The organism is Xanthobacter sp. 126 (assembly GCF_000526175.1).
Taxonomy (GTDB): domain Bacteria; phylum Pseudomonadota; class Alphaproteobacteria; order Rhizobiales; family Xanthobacteraceae; genus Xanthobacter; species Xanthobacter aminoxidans.
Window position 1 is genome coordinate 4,873,046 of the sequence record NZ_JAFO01000001.1, and the last position, 21,525, is coordinate 4,894,570.

Genomic DNA, 21,525 nt, shown 5'->3' on the forward strand with positions numbered 1-21,525 from the left:
CCGATTTTCCCCGAACATCCGAGAGACGTGATGGCGCGTGACGTGAAGAAGGTGGTGCTGGCCTATTCCGGCGGGCTCGACACCTCGGTCATCCTGAAGTGGCTCCAGACCACCTACAATTGCGAGGTGATCACCTTCACCGCCGACCTCGGCCAGGGCGAGGAGCTGGAGCCGGCGCGCAAGAAGGCGGAGCTGCTCGGCATCAAGCCTGAGAACATCTTCATCGAGGACGTGCGCGAGGAATTCGTGCGGGACTACGTGTTCCCCATGTTCCGCGCCAATGCGGTGTATGAGGGGCTGTACCTGCTCGGCACCTCCATCGCCCGCCCGCTGATCGCCAAGAAGCAGATCGAGATCGCCCGCAAGATGGGCGCCGATGCGGTCGCCCACGGCGCCACCGGCAAGGGCAACGATCAGGTGCGCTTCGAGCTGGGCTATTACGCCCTCGAGCCGGACATCACCGTCATCGCCCCCTGGCGCGAGTGGGACCTGACCTCCCGCACCCGCCTGTTGGAGTTCGCCGAGGCGCACCAGATCCCCATCGCCAAGGACAAGCGCGGCGAGGCGCCCTTCTCGGTGGACGCCAACCTCCTGCACTCCTCTTCCGAGGGCAAGGTGCTGGAAGACCCGGCCGACGACGCACCGGAATATGTCTACCAGCGCACCATCTCGCCGGAGGAGGCCCCCGACGAGGCCACCCTCATCACCATCGCCTTCGACAAGGGCGACGCGGTGGCCATCAACGGCGAGGCGCTCTCCCCCGCGACCCTGCTCACCAAGCTCAACGAGCTGGGCAAGGCCAACGGCATCGGCCGCCTCGACCTCGTGGAGAACCGCTTCGTCGGCATGAAGAGCCGCGGCATCTACGAGACCCCCGGCGGCACCATCCTGCTGGCCGCCCACCGCGGCATCGAGAGCATCACCCTCGATCGCGGCGCGGCCCACCTCAAGGACGAGCTGATGCCCCGCTATGCGGAGCTGATCTACAACGGCTTCTGGTTCTCTCCCGAGCGCGAGATGCTACAGGCGGCCATCGACCACTCGCAGGCCTATGTGACCGGCGAGGTGACGGTGAAGCTCTACAAGGGCAACGCCACCGTGGTCGGCCGCAAGAGCCCCTACTCGCTCTACAATCAGGAGCTGGTCACGTTCGAGGAAGGCGCGGTCGCCTACGACCACCGCGACGCCGCCGGCTTCATCAAGCTCAACGCGCTGCGCCTGCGCACGCTGGGCAGCCGCGCCCGCAAGATCTCCGAGTGAGCAAGATCTCCGAATAGGATCGCGACCGCCGGGGACAGGCGCCTTTTTGCGCTTGCCCCCGGCATCGGCTTGGACAAACTCCGTCCCGGATAGGGGGCGGACTCATGGATCGACGGGACCTTCTGAAAGGCGCTGCGGGCTCAACTTTGCTCGCGGCCACCTCCGGCCTTGCGGCGGCCGATGATGCCCCGGCCCCGGTGCTGCGCATCCATCCCGCCATCGGCATCGCCCGCGTCGGCAACAGCCCGGACTATTACCTCGCCCCCGAGACGGCGGCCGGCGAACTGCCCCCCTCCGGCGAAGGCCTGTGGGGCGGCCTGCCCCTCGATGCCGCGACCGGCCAGCCCCTTACCTCGGACGGCTTTCGCGACGGACAGGGCCGGCTGAAGCGGCAGGCCGTGCGCTTCCGCATCTATGCCTACACCCGCACCGGCTGGCCCACCGGCGAGAGCACCGAGGTCACGCTGGGCGCGCTCATCGGCGGCAAGCGGGTGGTGGACATCGTGTGGCAGGTGCACGTCGCCAACAAGAAGCTGAACTGCTTCGGCATGATGAACCCCATCGGGCATTTCCCCGCGCTGCCGGGGTTCGCCGACGGCAAGCTGATGCCCATCCGCCGCCCGCAGGACGGCCCGCTGGAGAGCCCGGACCGCCTCAGGCGCCTCGTCATCGATCCCGGCCCGCGCGCCCTCTCGGCCCGCACGGATCAGGGGCGCGTCCGGGCGTTCGATCGCGCCACGCCTGCGAGCTGCCTTGCCGAGGGGGGCGGCGGCGGAGCACCGGTGCGTCCCCTGCCCGCCTATCCGGTGAGCTTCCCGCAGGACCATTTCCGGCTGCACACCCCGGCGGATCCAGTGACCCGGCTCGGCGACGTGAGGACCGAGGCGGGCACCGGCCGGCTCATCTTCGCCGCCGGCTTCGGCGCGGCGGAAGGCATCACGAGCGATGGCAGCGCCCCCTCCGTCAGCGATCAATGGGGTGCGGAAAATACCGACTGGTTCGACGACATGAGCGACGGCCCGGTCTCGGCCCGGATCGTCTTCGAGGATGGCACGTCGCAGGATGCGGCCGGCGCCTGGGCGACCTGCGGCGATCCCGGCTTCGCGCCGCAGACCCGCAACGTCGTCACCGCCTGGGACGAGGTCTACGACACCTTCGTGCGCGCGCTCGCGCTGGAGCCGGCGCTTTACGCCGATGGCGCCTTCAACGACGGCTTCTCCGCCGCCTTCCCCGACGATGCCGCGCCCCTGTTCCGCGCCATCATGCAGCAGCGCTGGAACACCAACCTGCCGGCGCCCGCCATCGCCGCCCACAACCGCATCGGTGCCATCACCCCCGCCGACAGCCCGACCGAGAAAATTCCCGACTTCAGCCGAACCATCCGCAACCCTTCGGACCCGGCGAGCCTCGTCCTGGGCGCGCCCGTGATGCCGCTGGCGCTGGGCGATACCAACAGGCCGTTCCTGACGCTGACGCCCACCCAGTACCATCTGCTGCGCCAGTGGCACAAAGGCGTGTTCACGCCCGGCCGCCGCCTGAAGCTCGGGGCGGGCGAGGAACTGGACCGGGTGGCGCTCGCCAATTGCCTCGGCGGGCGCTTCAGCCCCGGCATCGAGGTCTCCTACCCCGTGCGCGACCCCAATCTCTATGTGAAGGATTGGGCGAACGGCCCCGGCGGCGCCTTCCGCGTCAACGCCGCCGTGCTCGACTATTCGAAGGCCCGCGCCGACACGCCCTTCCTGTCGGTGGGCTACATCCCCCTGCGGGACCGGCCGCTGGAGCCGGGCGACATGACCAAGTTCATGGCTGTCCCCTGGCACTCGGACTTCAACCATTGCGCCTCCCACCTGCGCGATCCGAACCCCGGCAACGACCAGACGCTCTATTGGTCCTGGCCCGCCGAGCGGCCGGTGGCGGTCTATCCGCAGGCGCTGGCGCGCTTCGATCCCGCCACGGGCTGGGTGCCGGGGCGCCAGCTCTTCGCCGTGCGCGGGGCGGGGACGACCACCATCTATCCCGCCAATGCCGGGCGCTTCCAGAAGGGGTCGGACTTTCTCGTCAACTGGCACAAGGTGGGCTTCGTGGTGCAGGCGAGCCGGATCAACCCGGACGCCCGCCCCGCCGCACCGGAAGACCCCTTCCTCGAAGTCGCCTGCGTCTTCGAGAATGACACCAGCCAGATGGTCGCCCCCTGGCCCACCTTCAACACCCCTCCGGCGCCGTGAGTGTGTCGCCGGAGCAGGTGGGTATCGCCATCATCGGCGCCGGCCCGGCCGGCTGCGCCACCGCCATCGCGCTGGCGCGGCGCGGCATTGGCGATGTGGTGCTGTTCGAGGCCGGCACGGCGGATGGACCCCGCATCGGCGAGACCATTCCGGGGGCAGCGATGCCGCTCCTCTCCCGCCTCGGTGTCATGGAGAGATTCACCGCGCGCGGGCACCTGCCCTCGCAGGGATCGACCGCTTTGTGGGGTAAGGCGGAGCCCCACCACAATGACGGCTTCGCCAACCCCTTCGGCGGCGGCTGGCATCTCAACCGCGCCGGCTTCGACGCCGATCTGAGGGCGCAGGCGCAGGCGGCGGGCGTGCCGCTCCATGCGGGGCGCTTGCGGATGATGTCGGCGGTGGGGAGCGGCCATCGCCTCCGTTTCGAAGGCGCGAATGGGCCGTTCGAGATCACGGCCGCACGCGTGGTGGATGCGAGCGGCGTGCGCGCGGCGGCGCTCCGCAGCCTCAAGGTGGCGCGCAATCCCGTGGATGCCATCGCCTTCCATTGGAGCCTCCTCGCCCTCGCCGAGCCCGAGGCCCTGCCCGCCCGCACCTTCCTCGAAGCGATGCCGGAGGGCTGGTGGTATGCGAGCCACATTCCCGGCGGGCGAGCAGTGGTGGGCCTCGCCACCGATCCCGATGCCGGCGCGCGCTTCGCCGACGCCGCCGCCTTCCGCGCCGCCCTCGGCGGCACGCGCCTCATCGGCCCCCAGATCGCGCGCGGCCGCCCGCTGGACGCGGATGCGCCGCCGCGCATCGCCATCGCGCCCACCGCCATCCTCAGCGCCGTTGCCGGGCCCGGGTGGCTTGCCGTGGGCGATGCCGCGGCCTGCCTCGATCCCCTGCTGTCGCAGGGCCTGACGCGCGCGCTGGAAGACGGTATCGCCGCCGCCGACGCCATCGCCGGAGCGCAAGCGGGGGACGCGGGCGCGTTCAACGCCTACCAGGACCGCGTGTTCGCCCGCTTCACCGCCGGCGTGCGGCTGCGCGCGGCCTTCTATGCAGCGGAGACCCGCTGGCCCGATGCCGCCTTCTGGCGCCGAAGGCAGGTCCAGGCCGCCGCATAGGGCTCAGTCCGCGCCCTCGCCCGGTCCCGGGATGAGCACGCGCAAGGCGTTGAGGATGACCACCACGTCGATGGCCTCCTGCAGCAGCGCCCCCTGCACCGGTTGGAGATAGCCGAACGCCGCCGCCACCATCCCCGCCAGCGACAGGCCGATGCCCCAGCGCACGCTCTGCCGCGCGATGGCCAGCGACCGGCGGGCGATGGCCATGGCCTCGGCGAGGCGATCCAGCCGGTCCACCAGCAGCACCGCATCCGCCACCTCGGCGGAAGCCGCCGCGCCCCGCGCGCCGAGCGCGACGCCGATGTCCGCGGCGGCGAGCGCGGGGGCATCGTTCACGCCGTCGCCTACCATCATCACGCCGCCGCCGTTGACCGTCCCCCGCGCCAAGGCGATGTGCTCGATCTTGCCCTGCGGCGTCAGCTCTCCCGTCCAGGCGTCGAGGCCGAGGGCCAGCCCGACCGCATCCACCGCCTCCTCCCGGTCGCCCGAGGCCAGCGCCACATAGGTGACGCCGCCCCGGCGCAGCGCAGCAATCATCTCCGGGGCATCATCGCGCACGGGATCGGCGAACAGCAGCAGCCCCGCCGGCCGGCCATCCACGGCCACCGCCACCACCGCGCTCGCGGGGGGAAGCTGCGCCCTGAGTTCGCTCCAGTCGCCGGACGCGCGGGCGGCCACATAGGCCGTGCCGCCCACCGCGACCGCCCGGCCCTCCACCCATCCCTCAAGCCCCGCGCCGCCATCCTCCCTCACCGCGCGGGGCGGCGCGAGCGGAAGCCCCCGGTCCTGCGCGGCATGGACCAGCGCCTGCGCCACCACGTGGCTCGATGCCTGATCGAGGGAGGCGGCAAGGCGCAGCACGTCGTCCGGCTCGAACTCCGGCGCGGTGCGCACCTCCTCCAGTTCGGCCCGGCCGTGGGTAAGGGTGCCGGTCTTGTCCACCACCAGGGCGCGGACGCGGGCGAGCTTCTCCAGCGCGCCGCCGCTCTTCACCAGGACGCCGCGCTTGGCCGCCCGCGACAGGCCGGCCATGAGCGCCACCGGCACGGCGAGGATGAGGGGACAGGGCGTCGCCACCACCAGCACCGCCAGCGCCCGGCGCGGATCGTGGGCGAGGATCGCCGCGCCGATGGCAAGGGCGATGGAAACGACGAGGAAGGCGAGCGCGTAGCGGTCGGCGAGGCGCACCATGGGCGCGCGGCTGGACGCGGCCTCCTCCACGAGGCGCACGATGCCCGCATAGGTGCTGTCCGCCGCCGGCCGCAGGATGGCGAGATCGAAGGCATCGCCGGCGTTCACCGCGCCGGAGGGCGCCTCCTCGCCGTCCTCCAGCCGCGCCGGGCGAGTCTCGCCGGTCAGGGAGGAGAGGTCCAGCACCGCCGGCCCGCCGATGACCGCGCCGTCGGCGGGCACGGTGTCGCCGGAGCGCACCAGCACGCGATCGCCGGCCACCAGATCCACCGCCGCAACGACCACCAGCCCGCCGTCGCGATGGAGCATCGCATCGCGCGGGGCGCGGGCGACGAGGGCGGTCATCTCCCGCCGGGCGCGGCCTTCCGCGAACCGCTCCAGCTGCTGGCCGCCCGCATACATGAGCGCGACCACGTTGCCGGCCAGAGGCTCGCCGAAGGCCAGAGCCGCGGCCATGGAGAGCGCGGCCAGCACGTCGAGGCCGAACCGGCCTGCGCGCAGGGAGCGGGCGATGTCGAGGAGCAGCACCGCCAGAACCGGTGCCGTGCCCACGGCGAAGGCGGCCGAGGCGGCAGCCTTCATCCCCATGAGCTGGAGCAGCAGCCCCACGGCGAGGGGCAGCACGGCGGCGGCGAGCAGAAGGTAGCGGTTCCGCCCGGCGGCGGCCTCGCTTTGGATATGCCCCGGCTCCGTCATCTCTCCCCCGGTGCGGCGCTTTGGTCGCACTGCCGTCGCTGTTGTCGCGCGAACATCAGATTGTTAGAAGAGTTCTAAACAGGAGTCACTCGGCATGTTGTCGTTTCTCTCCGGCCGCCGCCGGTTTGCAGACCTTTCGGAGCGGGAAATCCTCGCCCTCGCCATCTCCTCCGAGGAAGACGACGCGCGCATCTACATGGAATATGCCGAGGCGCTGCGGAGCGAGTATCCTGACACGGCCAAGGTGTTCGAAAGCATGGCGGCGCAGGAGCGCGGCCATCAGACCAGCCTCACCCGCGAATATGAGCGGCGCTACGGCGGCACCGTGCCGCTGATCCGCCGCGAGAGCATCGCCGGCTATTACGGCCGCCGGCCGGTCTGGGCCGTGGTGAACCTCGGCATCGAGCGCATCCGCGCCGAGGTGGGGCGGATGGAGGACGAGGCCGCCAACTTCTATCTGAAGGCGCAGAAGAAGACGTCCGATCCCGACACCCGCAAACTGCTCGAAAGCCTCTACCAGACCGAGCTGCAGCACGAGGAGATCGCCGGCAACCTCGCCGACCGCTATCTGCCCACCGACAAGAAGAAGGAAGAGGACGAGAAGGCCCGCCGGCAGTTCCTGCTCACCTTCGTGCAGCCGGGCCTCGCGGGCCTGATGGACGGCTCGGTCTCGACGCTGGCCCCCATCTTCGCCACCGCCTTCGCCACGCAGAATTCCCACACCACCCTGCTCGTCGGCCTCGCCGCGGCGGTGGGCGCGGGCATCTCCATGGGCTTCACCGAGGCCCTGCACGACGACGGCGTCATCTCCGGCCGCGGCTCGCCGCTGAAGCGCGGCCTCTCCTCCGGCATCATGACCGCGGTGGGCGGCCTCGGCCACGCTCTGCCCTACATCATCCCGGAATTCTGGACCGCGACGGCCATCGCCATCATCGTGGTGTTCATCGAGCTCTGGGCCATCGCCTTCATCCAGAACCGCTATATGGAGACGCCCTTCTGGCGCTCGGTCTTCCAGGTGGTGCTGGGCGGCGCGCTGGTGCTGGCGGCCGGCATCTTCATCGGCGGCAGCTGACCCATATGCCGTTGCGGGAGATCATGTCTCCCGCTCCCAAGGCGTGAGAGGGTGCCTCAGATATCGCGAGGCACCTCATGCACGCCATGGTCCTGAAAGCGGTCGGCGGTCCCCTTGTCGCCGAGGAACGGCCAGATCCCGTGCCGGGGCCGGGGGAAGCCCTCATCAAGGTCGGTGCCTGCGGCGTCTGCCGCACCGATCTGCATGTGGTGGACGGCGAGCTGCCGCAGACGCTGCTGCCCATCATCCCCGGCCATGAGATCGTCGGGCGCGTCGCGGCGCTGGGTGCGGGGGTTTCCCATCTCACGCTCGGCGAGCGGGTGGGCGTCGGCTGGCTCGGCCGCGCCTGCGGCTGCTGCTCCTATTGCGAAGAGGGCGCGGAAAACCTGTGCGATGCGCCGGTCTTCACCGGCTGCACCCGCGACGGCGGCTTCGCCAGCCACACGGTGGCGGATGCCCGCTTCGTCTATCCCCTCGGAGAAGAGGGCGAGGACATCGCGCTGGCGCCGCTCCTCTGCGCCGGGCTGATCGGCTGGCGGACACTGAAGATGGCGGGCGAGGGAAAGCGCATCGGCCTCTACGGCTTCGGCGCCGCCGCCCACATCATCGCCCAGGTGGCGCGCTGGCAGGGCCGCGAGATCTACGCCTTCACCCGGCCCGGCGACACGCGAGCGCAGGATTTCGCGCGATCGCTGGGTGCCGTCCATGCCGGCGGCTCGGACGCCCCGGCGCCGGAGCCGCTGGACGCTGCGCTCATCTTCGCCCCGGCGGGCGAACTGGTGCCGCAGGCGCTGAAAGCCGTGCGCAAGGGCGGGCGCGTGGTGTGCGGCGGCATCCACATGAGCGACATCCCCGCCTTTCCCTATCGCTGGCTGTGGGAGGAGCGGAAAATCCTCTCCGTCGCCAACCTCACCCGCGACGACGCCCGCGAATTCCTCGCGCTGGCACCCAAGGCCGGCGTCTCCACCCATGTGACGCCTTATCCGCTGGCCGACGCCAACCGCGCGCTCGACGATTTGCGCGGCGGGCGGCTGGAAGGGGCTGCCGTGCTGGTGCCTTAAATCTTGTTCAACCGTGGCCATAGACACGGGAGGGACGCCATGGCGCGCAAGACAATCCGGCGATGGCGGTGGGCATTGTTTGGTCTTGGCGCGCTCATCGCGGGTGGCGCCGGAGCCGTCGCCTTGGCGGAACCGGCCGTGGCCGCGCTGGTCTGCCCCTCATGCTACGGCTTCGCGGCCATCGGCCCCCGCCTCTACGCCGACCCGGCGATGTCCGAAGAAGCCCGCGTTATGTTGCGCCGGACGGTCGCCGAAGCGCCCGCGCGCCTCGCGCTCTTCTTCGGATCCGCGGCCTCGACGCCGATGGTGCTTGCCTGCGCCAGCACCGCCTGTCAGACGCGAATCCGCGGCGGCGGAGCGCGTGGGATGGCCTATGGCTCCTTCGGGCTGAGGCTCTCGCCCGCGGGCCTCGACCCCACCATCGTGGTGCACGAAATGACCCACATGGAGCTGGCCGCCCACCTCGGGCTGCGTCGGACCGCGGCGGGAAGCGTACCCGCCTGGTTCGACGAAGGCGTCGCCGTGATCGTATCGGACGACGCGCGCTATCTCGATCACGACGCAGAGGGTGCGCCGCGCTGCCGCACCGGCCTCGATGGGCCGGTTCCCGACGACCCACGCGCCTTCCGCCATTCTGCCCTGGCCGCCACGCCCCTCTACTCACGGGCGGCCTGCCGGGTGCTGACGTGGATGAACGCCACCGGCGGCCCGCCCGCCGTCGGCCGTCTCGTGGATGCCGTCGCGCGGGGCGAGCGCTTCGCCGACCTCTATGAGGACAAGGGGGGCTGGTGAAGCCCCGCCCTCAGCGCTGCATCACATATGTTCCCGGCGCCGGGCAGAGCACCGGATAGCCGGGCGCGCCGAGCGGCGGCAGAGCGCGGCCGAGGGCGGAGCGGGCGGAAAGAAAGGCTTCCCACGCCGGCCACCACGAGCCCTCCTCAACCGGAGTCGCCTCCACCCACTGGTCGGGGCCGAGATGGTGGTCGCCGTGGCGGGTCTCGTGCAGGCGGAAATGCCGGTGCTTGTGGCCCGGCTCGCTGACGATGCCGGCATTGTGCCCACCGGAGGTCAGCACGAAGGTGACGTCCGTGTCGGTCAGCTGATGGATCTTGTAGACCGAGCGCCACGGCGCCACGTGGTCGCGTTCCGTGCCCACCACGAACAGGGGCACGCTGATGTCCTGCAGGGAGACCGGGCGCTCGTCCACCTTGTAGCGGCCGGCGGCGAGGTCGTTGTCGAGGAAGAGCTGGCGCAGATACTGGGAATGCATGCGGTAGGGCATGCGGGTGGCATCGGCGTTCCAGGCCATCAGGTCGTTCATGGGCGCGCGCTCGCCCATCAGATATTCGTGGACGAGGCGCGACCAGACGAGATCGTTGGAGCGCAGCATCTCGAACGCCCCGGCCATCTGCCCGGACGAGAGGACGCCCTGGTCCCACATCATGCTTTCCAGCGTGTAGAGCTCGCCGGGGTCCACGAACAATTGCAGCTCGCCCGCCTCGGAGAAATCGGTCTGCGCCGCGAACAGCGTGACGGAGGCGAGGCGGTCGTCGTCGGCGCGGGCCATGGCGGCGGCGGTGATGGAGAGCAGCGTGCCGCCGAGGCAATAGCCCACCGCATGGACCTTCTCGCCCGGCACCACCGCATTGATGGCATCGAGCGCCGCCATCACGCCCTCGCGGCGATAGTCGTCGAAGCCGAGGTCGCGGTCCTCCGCCGTCACGTTGCGCCAGGAGAGGCAGAACACCGTGTGGCCCTTGGACACGAGGTAGCGGATCAGCGAGTTCTCGGGAGACAGGTCGAGGATGTAGTATTTCATGATCCAGGCCGGCACGATCAGCACCGGCTCGGCGGCGACCGTGGCGGTGGTCGCGCGATACTGGATCAGCTCCACGAGGTGGTTGCGGAAGATCACTTCGCCCGGTGTCACCGCCACGTTGCGGCCCGGCTCGAACGCCTCCGCGCCCACCGGCGGCTGGCCGGAGGCCTTGCGCGCCGCGTCCTCCATGAAATTGCGCGCGCCCTGCACGAAATTGAGCCCGCCCGTCTCCCGCGCCCGGCGCAGCACTTCGGGATTGGTGAAGGGCGAGTTGGAGGGCGAGAAGACGTCGAGCAGTTGGCGGGCGGCGAAGGCCACCACCGCCTCGTTGTGGGGCGCGACGCCGGGCACGCCGTGGGTGGCGTTGTGCCACCACTGCTGGTTCAGCAGGAAGGACTGGTACCAGAAGCGGAACGGCCAGTCCTGCCACGCCGGAGCGCTGAACCGTTCGTCCCCCGGCAGCGGCTGGATGCAGTTGGGAAAGCTCCGGTCGAAGCTGGAGGCCACCATGTAGGCGCCGAGCCGGGCGGACTTGCGCCATGCCTTCAGCGCGAGTTCTGCCTGCTTGCCGGGGGCGGCGGCCAGATGCATCCACCAGTCCATCAGCGACAAAGTGAGCGCCGTGGGCGAGAGGCCCGAGGTGGCGCGGGCGGAGAGCGCGGCGGCGGCGCGGTCCACCGCGCGCAGGGCTTCCGGCCCCGGCCCGTGCTCGAAATCCTCCTCGTCATGGCAGGCCATGCGCGCCCAGGCCTGGGCGATCAGCCGCCCGGCCTCGGGCAGCTTGGAGAAATCCATGGCGGCGCGGGCGAGATCGGCACCGGATGCCGGCGCCTCCGGCGCGGTCACGGCGGGTGCCGGAGCCGGCTCCGGCACTGCGGCGGGCGCACCGCCCACGGTCTGGGGCTGGATACGGGGCGAATTGGCGGGCAGGTTGACCATCGGCCGATCTCTTCAGGGCGCGGGAGGCGCCCGGGACTTGAAACGGATGCCGGAGCCTCGCCCGGCAGCGCGCCGGACGCTCGAGCTTTCGACCTCAGCTTTTGCCGCTTCTCGCGGCGCTTTGATGACGATCAGGCCGCGCCGAGGCTGAGCCGGCAATGATGCGCGTCAAATGGACGCCACGCGCACGGTCTCCCGGCAGCTGTCGCGAAAGGCCTTGGCGCTGCGGCGGAACAATGCCGCGTGCTGCCGCTGCGCCCGCTTGCGCAGTCGCTTCTGCGCCCGGTCCATGGCGAGGCCGAGCCGCTCCCGCGTGCCCTCCGCCAGCGCATCACCCGCCGCGTCCAGCATGGGCCGCAGGGTTTCGATGTCCTGATAGGCACCGAGCAGATCCCGCAGCCGCTGCGCGGCGCGGGCGCGCTTCGCCCCATGGCCGAAGGCCTCGGCGAGGAAACTCATCTGATACCGGTGGGTGACGACGCGCTTGCGCGCCTCGTGCATCGCCTCGGGCGTGTCGAAGGGCGCGCGGCGGGCGTGCCTGTAGGCCTTCACCAGCCCTTTGGCCACGTCCGCCTCCCGCGCCTGTGCCGCCAGCGTGTCGGCCAGCGCGGCACGGGCGGAGACGAGAAAGCCGCCGAGCGTGGCGCGATGCTCCCCGCCGTCCTCGGCGGCGTCATCGCCTAGCACCGCCTCGGCGTCGGTCTGGTCGCAGGCGAGGAGGAAACCGCCCTGGGCCATCACGTCCAGCGCATCGCGGGCCGCCACCTGGTCGCGGGCACCGGACAGCGCGCGCGCCACCTGCGCCGTGCGCCGCCGCTCGGCCTTCGCCTCGTCGCCCGGAATGAGGCGGAGCAAGGCGCGATACTGCTTCATGGCCTTGCGGGCGTCGTGCACCATCTCCACCGGATCAGGATCGGCCACCGCCGCGGCTACGGTCTCGATGGTCGCCGCGAGAGCGTCCGCCAGCGCGTCGCCCGCCGCGCGGGGCGGAGGCAAGGGCGGGGTCACGCGTTCGGCATCGAGGGTCGCGACATCCAGCATGGGCATTTTTGCTCCGGAACCGGGGCTCAACGGTCGCACACCGGGCCGGTTCCGTCCCGGTCCAGCATCAAGGCGGTGGCGATGCCACCTGCACCAGCGATGGCGCACAGCGCGCGGCCTGTCTCCATCACTCTCAACCGATGATACGCCCGTACCGCCAGGATTGCACCCGACGCGCCGATGGGATGGCCCCGCGCCAAGGCGCCACCTCCCGCATTCACCCGCGCCGCATCGAGCCCCAGCCGGCGGATGGCGACGAGGGCCTGTGCCGCATAAGCTTCCATCAGTTCCACATGATCCACCGAGCCCGGGGCGATGCCGACGCGAGTGCACAGGGCCTCCACTACCGCGATGGGCGCAAGCGCGGGCACGAGCGGATCGCCGCCGCGCGCCAGACATCCGGCAATCGTCACGTCCCCCGCCCGCCCGGGCCCCAGCAGGACGAGGCCGGCCGCATCCGCCTCCACCGCGATGGTGGCGGCGGTGACGCCATGGGACGCATCGCCCGCAAGCATCGGCAGCCGCGCCATCAGCGCGGGCGAGAGGCGGCGCGCGAAGGCATCGGCGGCAAGGCCGGCCACCGGCACGATCTCGCCCTCCGCCGCCGGCGCCGCCAGCGCCCGGCGGTGGCTCTCGGCGGCGAACGCCTCCTGCTCGGCGCGGGAGATGCCTTCCGCCTGAGCCATGCCGGCGGCGGAGGCATCGAGGGCGATCTCGCGTTCCGGCCAGGGGGTGAAAGCGGGCTGGCGATAGAAATCCGGCGGCCCGTCCTTCTCGCGCGGACGGTGGGCGCGCAGCGGCGCGGTGCTGAAGCTCTCCGCCCCGCCCGCCAGCACATAGCGCGCCTCTCCGGAAGCAATGCGCGCCGCGCCGAGGCGGATGGCATCGAGGCCGGAGCAGCATTGGGTGTCGAGGGTGAGCGCCGGCACACTTTCCGGCAGCCCCGCCGCCAGCGCGGCGACGCGGGCCATGTTGCCGCCGCCGGAGAGGGCGTTGCCGAGGATCACCTCGTCCACCGCGTCCGGCCCCACCCCCGCCGCCTCCAGCACCGGGCCGATCAGCGCCGCCGCCAGCTTGTGGGCCGGCACGTCGCGAAAGGCGCCGCCGCGCGGGGCGACCGCCGTGCGCATGGCGGCGAGGAGCGCGACCGTCATGGCAGAAGCTCGCAGTGGTCGGGCCACAGGCGGGCGATGGCGGGAAAGTCGGTTTTCCCCGTGGGCGTCAGCGGCCAGTCGGCCACCTGCGCATAAAGGCGCGGCACCTTGAACAAGGGCAGGCGGGATTTGAGGAAGCCGATGAGGTCGGCGCGGGCAGGCGCTTCCCCGTCGGCAGTGGAGAGGAAGGCCACCAGCCGTTCGCCGCGCTTGCCGTCCGCCACGCCCAGCACGGCGGCGGCGGCGATGGCGGGGTGGGTTTCCAGCACCCGCTCCACCTCCTCGGGAAAGAGGTTCTTGCCCGAGGTGACGATCATCCGCCGGGAGCGGCCGACGAGATGCAGGAAGCCCGCGTCGTCGAGGAAGCCCATGTCACCCACGCTCACTTCGTCGCCCTGCACGTACAGGTCGGGGCTGTCGCCGGTGGCGTAGTCCATGAACAAAAAGGGGCTCGCCACGAACACCCGCCCCGTCCGCCCCCCCGGCAGCCGCCGCCCCGCCGCATCGCGGATGGCGAGCCGCACGTCCGTGAAGGCACGGCCCACCGAGCCGGCGGGCACGTTTTCCGCCTCCTTGGCCACGGTCACGAAGGAGAGTTCGGAGGCGCCGTAGAATTCCGCGAAAGCGGCGTTGGGCATAAGGTGCGCGAGCATCTGGCGCCGCCCCGGCGGCCATTTCGCGCCGGAGCACAGCACGAGGGTGAGGCCCGGCAGGGTCTCGCCCTCGGCGGCGAGATGGTCCAGCAACAGCGCGATCTGCGTCGGCACGCCATAGAGCACGGTGGCGCCATGGATCCGTGCCAGCTCGGCGGCACTACGGGGGCGGAAGCTCGGGGAGAGCAGCACATGGGTGCCGGCATCGATGCCGCGCGCCAGTGCATAGAGGAAGAGCGAATGGGTGAGCGCGCCGGGGGCGAGGATCACGTCTTCAGGGCCGATACCGAACTCCGCCGTGTCCGCATCGAAGCTCGCGGTCCAGGAGCGATGCGCGCGGCGATAGCCCTTGGGCAGGCCTGTGGAGCCGGAGGTGAAGCCCACATAGAAGGGCAGGTCGGGAGCGGGCTCGGCGATCGCCTCCGCCGGGCCGGCGCCGATCGCTTCGGCCAGCCCCGCCGCGCCCTGCGCCGGATCGAGGCGGATGTCGCCCGCTTTCGCGCTCACGATCAGGCCCGGCCGGACCCGCTCTAGCACCTGCCGGCGCTGACCCTCCGGCCAGCCGGGATCGAGGATCTGCGCCTCCCGTCCCGCGCGGGCGGCGGCGAGGAACAGGATGGCGAGGGCCGCGCCGTTGGGCAGATCGAGCCCGATGCCGCCCGCCGGCGCTGCCGCGAACCGCGTCGCGCAGCGCGCCACCAGCGCGTCGAGGGCGGCGTAGGTCAGCGTCTCGCCGGCGCAGGTGAGGGCCGGCGCCTCCGGCCGCTCCAGAGCATGGCGGGCGAGATGGCGCGTGATGCTCACGGCCGGTGCGGCGCCGCGATCGACCAGTTGCGCAGGACCGTGGTGGCGAGCACGGCCGCGCCCACCGCCTTGATGAGGTCGCCCGGCACGAAGACGGACGTGCCGATGAACGCCTTGGCGAGGCTGATATGGGCCATCATCGCCAGCCCGGGAATGCCGAACGCATAGACCGTGAGGATGCCGCCGGTGATGGCGGCGATCAGCGCCGTCGCCAGCGCCGGCAGGTTGCGGACGGCGAGGCGCTCGGCGACGAGGCCGGTGACGAAGCCGCCAGCGACGTAGCCGATGAGGAAGCCGGCGGTCGGGCTCGCCAGGACCCCGAGGCCACCCCGCCCGCCCGCGAGCAGCGGCGCGCCGAGCAGCACCACGAAGACGAACAGCCCCACCGCCGCCGCCCCGGCGCGGGCGCCGAGCAGCAGGCCGGCGAGCATCACGCCGAGGCTCTGGGCGGTGATGGGCACGCCCGCCGCGATGGGCAGATAGATGGGCGGCACGAAGCCGAGCGCCGCGATCAGCGCGGCGATGAGGGCGATGCGCACCAGCGTGCGGGTCTCGAATGTCCGGTTATCCATGGGCAATATCCCCTTTTAAAATCTAGGCTTGCGCGCGGCGCGCGGCATGGGGCGCGGATGGCGCGGGGCGCCGAAGCCGCGGGCATCAAGAGCTTCCGCCACCTGATCGGACATGGCGAGCGCGCCGGAGAAGAAGGCGCCGATGAGGGGCAACCCCGGCCGGCGCGGGCTGCGCGCCCGCCAGGCTTCCTCGCGCCCCCGCCAGGTGTCGAGCAGAACCGGCACGAAGCGCAGCACCAGCGCCACCGCCAGCGCGATGCGCTCGGGATCGAGCCCGAAGCGCTTGAGCGGGCGCATGGGCAGGGCCAGCGCGTCCATCATGTCCTGCAGGCGGGTGGAGAGGGTGACGAGATCGGCGAGCAGCACCATCACGGCGATGCGCAGCACGCTCGCCAGCGCCACCTCGACGGATGCCGCCCACACTTGCAGCGCGAAGATGACCACGAGCAGCGGCGCAAGGCTGCGCCACTGGGCCAGCCGCCGGAGCCCCGGCCGGCCGAAGCTGGAATAGACGATGAGCACGGCGGCGAGCGCCATGGCCAGCAGCACCGGGCTGTCCAGCGGCACGATCAGCACGGAGAGCACCGCGAGCGCAACCAGCTTCACCCCGGCGGGCAGGCGATGCAGCAGGCTGCGGCCGGAGAGATAGCCGGCGATCACGGCAGCGCCCTCCCGGACGAGCGGGCCACGGCGATCTCGGCGCGGGCCCGCGCATCGGCCTCGTAGAGCGGGATGACCTCGGCCGGCGCGCCGTCCGCCGCCACCTCCCCGCCCTTCAGCCAGATGACGCGATCGAAGCCCGCGAACAGGTCCACGTCGTGGCTCGCCATCACCAGGGTCACATCCAGCGCCCCGAGGCGCGAGGCGAGGGTGAGGCGGGTGGTGAGGTCGAGGCTGGAGAAGGGCTCGTCCAGCAGCAGCACCGAGGGGCCGGCGGCCAGCGCCGAGAGGATGCAGACCAGCTGCTTCTGCCCCTCGGAGAGATCCGACACCGCCCGATCGCCCCAGCCGGCGCAGCCGTGGCGGGCCAGCAGCCGGTCGGCGGCGGCATTGGCCTCAGCCTTCGGCGTGCCCTGCTGGATGGGGCCGAAGGCGATCTCCTCCCGAACCGACGGGAAGATGATCTGGTGGTCCACATTCTGGAACACGAAACCCACCGTCGCCGGCAGCTTGCGGCGGTCGCGGCGGGTGTCGAGCCCCTCCACCGTCACCGTGCCGGTATCCGGCAGGATCAGCCCGTTGAGGAGGCGCAGCAGGGTGGACTTGCCCGAGCCGTTGTCGCCGACGAGGCCGATGCGCCGTTCGTTGAGGGTGAGGTTGAGATTGGAGAACACTGTGCGCGCGCCACGCGTCACCTCGACCCCGGCGAGCCGCGCAAAGGGCGCGGTGGCGGGGCGCGTGTCGGCGGCGGCGGGCATCTCGCTCATGAACTCTCCTGCTGGCGCTTCTTCCGATAAACGGTTCGCGCCGTGAGGCAAGAGCACCATGGGTATGGGAGGCGCCCCGAGGGTGCATCGCACACCGGAACGCCTCCAAACCCGGATTGATTTCCGCCGCCGCCGGGCGCATAAATCCCGCCGATCAAATCGATTAAAATCCGGCGCACCCGAACGCCGGAAGAGTGGAGAAAGCCATGTCCGGTCCTGCCGACCAGGGGAAAAACGGAACGATCGAGCGCAAGGGCGACCAGCCTGAGAAGCACGGCCTGAAGCTCAGGTCGCAGCTGTGGTTCGACAATCCGGACAATCCCGGCATGACCGCGCTCTATCTGGAGCGGTACCTCAATTTCGGCCTCACCCGCGAGGAATTGCAGTCCGGCAAGCCCATCATCGGCATCGCCCAGACCGGCTCGGACCTCTCCCCCTGCAACCGCCACCATCTGGACCTCGCCCACCGCGTACGCGCGGGCATCGAGGCCATGGGCGGCGTTCCGTTCGAGTTTCCGGTCCATCCCATCCAGGAGACCGGTAAGCGGCCCACCGCCGCGCTGGACCGCAACCTCGCCTATCTCGGCCTCGTGGAAATCCTCTACGGCTACCCGCTCGACGGCGTGGTGCTGACCACCGGCTGCGACAAGACCACCCCGGCCTGCATCATGGCCGCCGCCACCGTGAACATCCCGGCCATCGTCCTGTCGGGCGGGCCGATGCTGAACGGCTGGTGGAAGGGCGAGCGCACCGGCTCCGGCACCGTGGTGTGGAAGAACCGCGAGCGCTTCGCCGCCGGCGAGATCGGCTATGACGAGTTCATGGATGTGGTGGCGTCCTCCGCCCCGTCGGTGGGCCACTGCAACACCATGGGCACCGCCTCCACCATGAACGCGCTGGCGGAAGCCCTCGGCATGTCCCTGCCCGGCTGCGCCGCCATCCCGGCGCCCTACCGCGAGCGCGGGCAGATCGCCTACGACACCGGCAAACGCATCGTGGACATGGTGTGGGAGGATTTGAAGCCCTCCCAGATCCTCACCCGCGAGGCGTTCGAGAACGCCATCCGCGTCAATTCCGCCATCGGTGGCTCCACCAACGCCCCCATCCACCTCAACGCCATCGCCCGCCATGTGGGCGTGCCGCTCTCGGTGGACGACTGGCAGGCTGTGGGCCACAAGATCCCGCTGCTGGTGAACGTCCAGCCCGCCGGCGAATATCTCGGCGAGGAATTCCACCGGGCCGGCGGCGTGCCGGCGGTGGTGGCGGAGCTGATCGAGCAGGGCAAGATCCACGAGGGCGCGCTCACCGTGAACGGGCGCACCATGGGCGAGAACTGCAAGGGCAAGCTTTCCTGGGACCGCGAGGTCATCAAGGCCTACGACGCGCCCCTGAAGGAGGATGCCGGCTTCATCGTGCTGCACGGCAACCTGTTCGACAATGCGGTGATGAAGACCTCGGTGATCTCCGAGGAGTTCCGCGCCCGCTTCCTCTCCAACCCCAACGATCCGGAAGCCTTCGAGGGCCGCGCCGTGGTGTTCGACGGGCCGGAGGACTACCACCACCGCATCGACGATGCCTCGCTGGGCATCGACGAATACACCCTGCTGTTCATTCGCGGCACCGGCCCGCTCGGCTATCCCGGCGGCGCGGAGGTGGTGAACATGCAGCCGCCGGCCGCCCTCCTGAAGAAGGGCATCCATGCCCTGCCCTGCATCGGCGACGGCCGTCAGTCCGGCACCTCGGGCTCGCCCTCCATCCTCAACGCCTCGCCGGAAGCGGCGGCGGGCGGCGGCCTCGCGCTGCTGAAGACCGGCGACCGGGTGCGCATCGACCTCAACACCTGCACCGCCGACATCCTGCTCTCGCCGGAAGAGCTGGCCCAGCGCCGCGCCGACCTTCAGGGGCACGGCGGCTACAAGGCGCCGGAGAGCCAGACCCCGTGGCAGGAGATTCAGCGCTCCATGGTGGCCCAGTTCGACGAGGGCATGGTGCTGAAGCCGGCGGTGAAATACCAGCACATCGCCCAGACCATGGGCGTGCCGCGCGACAACCACTGATCGCGATGCGGACGGGTGGATGGGTCTTTCCCGTCCGCCCGCCCCGGTCCTAATCTCCCACCCCGCCGCCACGCCCCGGCGGCGCACGGGACTGACATCATGACCTCGCCCGCCGAAAAGCGCCGCGCCTTCCGCACGCTCCACGAGAGCGGCTGCTTCGTGCTGCCCAACCCCTGGGACGTGGGTACGACGCGCTATCTGGAGGCCGCCGGCTTCAAGGCGCTCGCCACCACCAGCGCGGGCTATGCTTTCTCCACCGGACGGCCGGACGGCGCCGTGGGGCGGGACGAGATGCTGGCCCACATCGCCGATCTCGTCGCGGCCACCGCTTTGCCCATGAATGCCGACTTCGAGGCGGGCTTCGCGCCCGACCCTGCCGGGGTGGCAGAGAGCGTCACCCTGTGCGTCGCGACCGGCGTTTCCGGCCTCTCCATCGAGGACGCGACGGGGGACGCGGCGCATCCGCTTTACGATCTCGACGACGCGGTGGCGCGGGTGCGCGCGGCGCGCAAGGCCATCGACGCCTCAGGCGCCGACGTGATCCTCACCGCCCGCGCGGAAGGCATCCTGGTGGGCCGCCCGGACCTCGCCGAAGTCATCACCCGCCTGAAGGCCTATGCGGCGGCGGGGGCGGACTGCCTCTATGCGCCGGGCATCAGGACACGGGACGACATCTCGGCCGTGGTGGAAGCGGTGGCACCGCTGCCGGTGAACGTGCTCATGCCGGGCGCGACGGGGCTCTCCGTCGCCGACCTCGCGGGGCTCGGCGCGCGCCGCATCAGCGTGGGCAGCACCCTGAGCCGCGTCGCCTGGGGCGCCTTCATCGCCTCGGTGGAGGAGATCCGCGACGCCGGCACCTTCGGCAAGTTCGCCGCCGCAGTGCCGTTCGCCGAGATCAACGGCTTCTTCCGCGCCGGGAGCGACAAGTGATGGCCGAAGATCACGCCATCCCCCTCGGCACGCCCGTGGACACCGCCCCCGCCCGCCGGCCGGAGCCGACCACGCTGGAGGGCCGCCACGTCCGCCTCGTGCCGTTCGATGCCGCCCGGCATGCCGCCTCGCTCTTCGCTTTGTCGCACGGGCCGGAGAAGGAGGCGCTCTGGGCCTATCTCTCCCCCGCGCCCTTTCCCGACGAAGCCGCCTTCACCGCCTATTACGCCGAGGCCGCGAAGAAGGCGGACCCGCTGCTCTTCGCCATCGAGGAAACGGGCAGCGGCCGGGCAGTGGGCCATGCCACCTACATGCGCATCGAGCCGGCGCAGCGGGTGATCGAGGTGGGCAACATCCTCTACACCCCCGCGCTCCAGCGCACGCGGGGGGCGACGGAGGCCATGTATCTCATGGCCCGCCACGCCTTCGAGGCGCTCGGCTATCGCCGCTACGAATGGAAGTGCAACGCGCTCAACGCCCCCTCCCGGCAGGCGGCGGCGCGGCTCGGTTTCACCTTCGAGGGGCTGTTCCGCCAGCACATGATCATCAAGGGCCGCAACCGGGACACCGCCTGGTTCTCCCTGCTCGACAGCGAATGGCCGCGCGCCAGGGCGGCCTTCGAGGCCTGGCTGGCGCCGGATAATTTCGATGAAAACGGCCGCCAGGTCCGGCGGCTGGAGGATATCCGGGCGGCCCTTTGAGGCGCGCCCGGCCAACATAAGAGGAACGCCATGGGTGGACGACTTCAGGGCAAGACCGCGCTGGTGACGGCGGCGGGACAGGGCATCGGCCGCGCCATCGCGGAGGCTTTCGTGCGCGAAGGCGCGAGCGTCATCGCCACCGACCTGGACGTCGGCAAGCTCGCCGGCCTCGCGGGCACGCAGACGCGGGGGCTGGACGTTCTCTCCACCGACGCGGTGACCGCGCTCGCCAAGGAGATCGGCCCGGTCAACGTGCTGGTGAACGCCGCCGGCTACGTCCATCAGGGCACCATCTTCGAGACCAGCGAGAAGGACTGGGACTTCTCCTTCGACCTCAATGTGAAATCCATGCACCGCACCATCTCGGCCTTCCTGCCGGGGATGCTGGAGACGGGCGCGGGCTCCATCGTCAACATCGCCTCGGCGGCCTCCTCCATCCGCGGCGTGCCGAACCGCTATGCCTATGGCACCACCAAGGCGGCGGTGATCGGGCTGACCAAGGCGGTGGCCGCGGACTTCATCCTGAAGGGCGTGCGCGCCAACGCCATCTGCCCCGGCACCATCCAGTCGCCCTCGCTGGACGAGCGCATCGCCGCCGTCTCGGCCCAGACCGGCCGCTCGCTGGAGCAGGTGCGCGCCGATTTCGTCGGCCGCCAGCCCATGGGGCGCCTCGGCACGCCGGAGGAGATCGCGGCGCTCGCGCTCTATCTCGCCTCCGACGAGAGCGCCTTCACCACGGGGCAGATCCACATCATCGACGGCGGCTGGGCGCTCTGACTCCAAGAAAGAGAACGCGTTATCCGCTCGGATTGCG

The 21,525-nt window shown here is 70.9% G+C and carries 18 protein-coding genes; 10 read left to right on the plus strand and 8 right to left on the minus strand.

The window, feature by feature from the left end; all coding sequences use genetic code 11:
* Nucleotides 1–30: 30 nt before the first annotated feature.
* The 3 genes from XAN126_RS0123070 to XAN126_RS0123080 all read left to right on the plus strand — a co-directional run bounded on the left by XAN126_RS0123070 (nucleotide 31) and on the right by XAN126_RS0123080 (nucleotide 4,594).
* Nucleotides 31–1,260, plus strand: a complete 1,230-nt coding sequence (locus tag XAN126_RS0123070) for an argininosuccinate synthase (RefSeq protein WP_024280917.1) — start codon at nucleotides 31–33, stop codon at nucleotides 1,258–1,260.
* Between the two features lie 104 nt (nucleotides 1,261–1,364).
* Entirely contained in the window at nucleotides 1,365–3,485 is a 2,121-nt protein-coding gene (locus XAN126_RS0123075; protein ID WP_197024083.1) for a LodA/GoxA family CTQ-dependent oxidase, read from the plus strand.
* On the plus strand, nucleotides 3,482–4,594 hold the full coding sequence (locus XAN126_RS0123080; RefSeq protein WP_197024084.1) for a tryptophan 7-halogenase: 1,113 nt from the start codon (nucleotides 3,482–3,484) through the stop codon (nucleotides 4,592–4,594). The genes XAN126_RS0123075 and XAN126_RS0123080 overlap by 4 nt, the downstream gene beginning before the upstream one ends.
* Before the next feature lie 3 nt (nucleotides 4,595–4,597).
* On the opposite strand, the gene XAN126_RS0123085 is transcribed toward XAN126_RS0123080, so the two are convergent.
* Complete coding sequence (locus XAN126_RS0123085) at nucleotides 4,598–6,481, minus strand: heavy metal translocating P-type ATPase (protein WP_024280920.1); 1,884 nt, start codon at nucleotides 6,479–6,481, stop codon at nucleotides 4,598–4,600.
* Nucleotides 6,482–6,575: 94 nt separating this feature from the next.
* Here XAN126_RS0123085 and mbfA point away from each other — a divergent pair, with 94 nt between their 5' ends.
* The 3 genes from mbfA (at nucleotide 6,576) to XAN126_RS0123100 (ending at nucleotide 9,406) form a co-directional block, all read left to right on the plus strand.
* Nucleotides 6,576–7,553 carry an iron exporter MbfA gene (mbfA, locus tag XAN126_RS0123090; RefSeq protein ID WP_024280921.1) on the plus strand — a complete coding sequence of 326 codons (978 nt, stop codon included), beginning with the start codon at nucleotides 6,576–6,578 and terminating at the stop codon, nucleotides 7,551–7,553.
* 77 nt (nucleotides 7,554–7,630) lie between these two features.
* On the plus strand, nucleotides 7,631–8,614 hold the full coding sequence (locus XAN126_RS0123095) for a zinc-dependent alcohol dehydrogenase family protein (protein ID WP_024280922.1): 984 nt from the start codon (nucleotides 7,631–7,633) through the stop codon (nucleotides 8,612–8,614).
* Between the two features lie 39 nt (nucleotides 8,615–8,653).
* Nucleotides 8,654–9,406: a hypothetical protein gene (locus XAN126_RS0123100; RefSeq protein WP_024280923.1), complete on the plus strand. Its 753-nt coding sequence runs from the start codon at nucleotides 8,654–8,656 to the stop codon at nucleotides 9,404–9,406.
* 10 nt (nucleotides 9,407–9,416) lie between these two features.
* On the opposite strand, the gene XAN126_RS0123105 is transcribed toward XAN126_RS0123100, so the two are convergent.
* The 7 genes from XAN126_RS0123105 to XAN126_RS0123135 all read right to left on the minus strand — a co-directional run bounded on the left by XAN126_RS0123105 (nucleotide 9,417) and on the right by XAN126_RS0123135 (nucleotide 17,023).
* On the minus strand, nucleotides 9,417–11,171 hold the full coding sequence (locus XAN126_RS0123105) for an alpha/beta fold hydrolase (protein WP_245272401.1): 1,755 nt from the start codon (nucleotides 11,169–11,171) through the stop codon (nucleotides 9,417–9,419).
* Between the two features lie 369 nt (nucleotides 11,172–11,540).
* Nucleotides 11,541–12,419: a CHAD domain-containing protein gene (locus XAN126_RS0123110; RefSeq protein ID WP_024280925.1), complete on the minus strand. Its 879-nt coding sequence runs from the start codon at nucleotides 12,417–12,419 to the stop codon at nucleotides 11,541–11,543.
* Between the two features lie 20 nt (nucleotides 12,420–12,439).
* On the minus strand, nucleotides 12,440–13,567 hold the full coding sequence (locus XAN126_RS0123115; RefSeq protein ID WP_024280926.1) for a thiolase family protein: 1,128 nt from the start codon (nucleotides 13,565–13,567) through the stop codon (nucleotides 12,440–12,442).
* Complete coding sequence (locus tag XAN126_RS0123120) at nucleotides 13,564–15,024, minus strand: AMP-binding protein (protein ID WP_024280927.1); 1,461 nt, start codon at nucleotides 15,022–15,024, stop codon at nucleotides 13,564–13,566. Before XAN126_RS0123120 ends, XAN126_RS0123115 begins: the two co-directional genes overlap by 4 nt.
* Nucleotides 15,021–15,596 carry a BioY family transporter gene (locus tag XAN126_RS0123125; RefSeq protein ID WP_024280928.1) on the minus strand — a complete coding sequence of 192 codons (576 nt, stop codon included), beginning with the start codon at nucleotides 15,594–15,596 and terminating at the stop codon, nucleotides 15,021–15,023. Before XAN126_RS0123125 ends, XAN126_RS0123120 begins: the two co-directional genes overlap by 4 nt.
* A gap of 15 nt (nucleotides 15,597–15,611) precedes the next feature.
* Nucleotides 15,612–16,256, minus strand: coding sequence for an energy-coupling factor transporter transmembrane component T (locus XAN126_RS0123130; protein ID WP_024280929.1), 645 nt, complete (start codon nucleotides 16,254–16,256; stop codon nucleotides 15,612–15,614).
* A complete protein-coding gene (locus tag XAN126_RS0123135; RefSeq protein ID WP_024280930.1) occupies nucleotides 16,253–17,023 on the minus strand; it encodes an ABC transporter ATP-binding protein in 771 nt (256 codons plus the stop codon). The genes XAN126_RS0123130 and XAN126_RS0123135 overlap by 4 nt, the downstream gene beginning before the upstream one ends.
* Before the next feature lie 206 nt (nucleotides 17,024–17,229).
* Between XAN126_RS0123135 and XAN126_RS0123140 the strand changes: the two genes are divergently transcribed.
* The 4 genes from XAN126_RS0123140 to XAN126_RS0123155 all read left to right on the plus strand — a co-directional run bounded on the left by XAN126_RS0123140 (nucleotide 17,230) and on the right by XAN126_RS0123155 (nucleotide 21,488).
* Nucleotides 17,230–19,080 carry an IlvD/Edd family dehydratase gene (locus XAN126_RS0123140; RefSeq protein ID WP_024280931.1) on the plus strand — a complete coding sequence of 617 codons (1,851 nt, stop codon included), beginning with the start codon at nucleotides 17,230–17,232 and terminating at the stop codon, nucleotides 19,078–19,080.
* A gap of 99 nt (nucleotides 19,081–19,179) precedes the next feature.
* Nucleotides 19,180–20,010 (plus strand): isocitrate lyase/phosphoenolpyruvate mutase family protein, encoded by an 831-nt coding sequence (locus tag XAN126_RS0123145; RefSeq protein WP_024280932.1) that lies wholly within the window; start codon nucleotides 19,180–19,182, stop codon nucleotides 20,008–20,010.
* A complete protein-coding gene (locus tag XAN126_RS0123150) occupies nucleotides 20,010–20,711 on the plus strand; it encodes a GNAT family protein (protein ID WP_024280933.1) in 702 nt (233 codons plus the stop codon). The genes XAN126_RS0123145 and XAN126_RS0123150 overlap by 1 nt, the downstream gene beginning before the upstream one ends.
* Nucleotides 20,712–20,741: 30 nt before the next feature.
* A complete protein-coding gene (locus XAN126_RS0123155; protein WP_024280934.1) occupies nucleotides 20,742–21,488 on the plus strand; it encodes an SDR family oxidoreductase in 747 nt (248 codons plus the stop codon).
* The last annotated feature ends 37 nt before the right edge of the window (nucleotides 21,489–21,525 follow it).

What these genes read in the sequence shown, in the direction of transcription:
- XAN126_RS0123070 (WP_024280917.1), top strand. Translation starts at nt 31, where the DNA reads ATGGCGCGTGACGTGAAGAAGGTGGTGCTGGCCTATTCCGGCGGGCTC.
- XAN126_RS0123075 (WP_197024083.1), top strand. Translation starts at nt 1,365, where the DNA reads ATGGATCGACGGGACCTTCTGAAAGGCGCTGCGGGCTCAACTTTGCTC.
- XAN126_RS0123085 (WP_024280920.1), bottom strand. Translation starts at nt 6,481, where the DNA reads ATGACGGAGCCGGGGCATATCCAAAGCGAGGCCGCCGCCGGGCGGAAC.
- mbfA (WP_024280921.1), top strand. Translation starts at nt 6,576, where the DNA reads ATGTTGTCGTTTCTCTCCGGCCGCCGCCGGTTTGCAGACCTTTCGGAG.
- XAN126_RS0123095 (WP_024280922.1), top strand. Translation starts at nt 7,631, where the DNA reads ATGCACGCCATGGTCCTGAAAGCGGTCGGCGGTCCCCTTGTCGCCGAG.
- XAN126_RS0123100 (WP_024280923.1), top strand. Translation starts at nt 8,654, where the DNA reads ATGGCGCGCAAGACAATCCGGCGATGGCGGTGGGCATTGTTTGGTCTT.
- XAN126_RS0123105 (WP_245272401.1), bottom strand. Translation starts at nt 11,171, where the DNA reads ATGGCCTGCCATGACGAGGAGGATTTCGAGCACGGGCCGGGGCCGGAA.
- XAN126_RS0123110 (WP_024280925.1), bottom strand. Translation starts at nt 12,419, where the DNA reads ATGCCCATGCTGGATGTCGCGACCCTCGATGCCGAACGCGTGACCCCG.
- XAN126_RS0123115 (WP_024280926.1), bottom strand. Translation starts at nt 13,567, where the DNA reads ATGACGGTCGCGCTCCTCGCCGCCATGCGCACGGCGGTCGCCCCGCGC.
- XAN126_RS0123125 (WP_024280928.1), bottom strand. Translation starts at nt 15,596, where the DNA reads ATGGATAACCGGACATTCGAGACCCGCACGCTGGTGCGCATCGCCCTC.
- XAN126_RS0123135 (WP_024280930.1), bottom strand. Translation starts at nt 17,023, where the DNA reads ATGAGCGAGATGCCCGCCGCCGCCGACACGCGCCCCGCCACCGCGCCC.
- XAN126_RS0123140 (WP_024280931.1), top strand. Translation starts at nt 17,230, where the DNA reads ATGTCCGGTCCTGCCGACCAGGGGAAAAACGGAACGATCGAGCGCAAG.
- XAN126_RS0123145 (WP_024280932.1), top strand. Translation starts at nt 19,180, where the DNA reads ATGACCTCGCCCGCCGAAAAGCGCCGCGCCTTCCGCACGCTCCACGAG.
- XAN126_RS0123150 (WP_024280933.1), top strand. Translation starts at nt 20,010, where the DNA reads ATGGCCGAAGATCACGCCATCCCCCTCGGCACGCCCGTGGACACCGCC.
- XAN126_RS0123155 (WP_024280934.1), top strand. Translation starts at nt 20,742, where the DNA reads ATGGGTGGACGACTTCAGGGCAAGACCGCGCTGGTGACGGCGGCGGGA.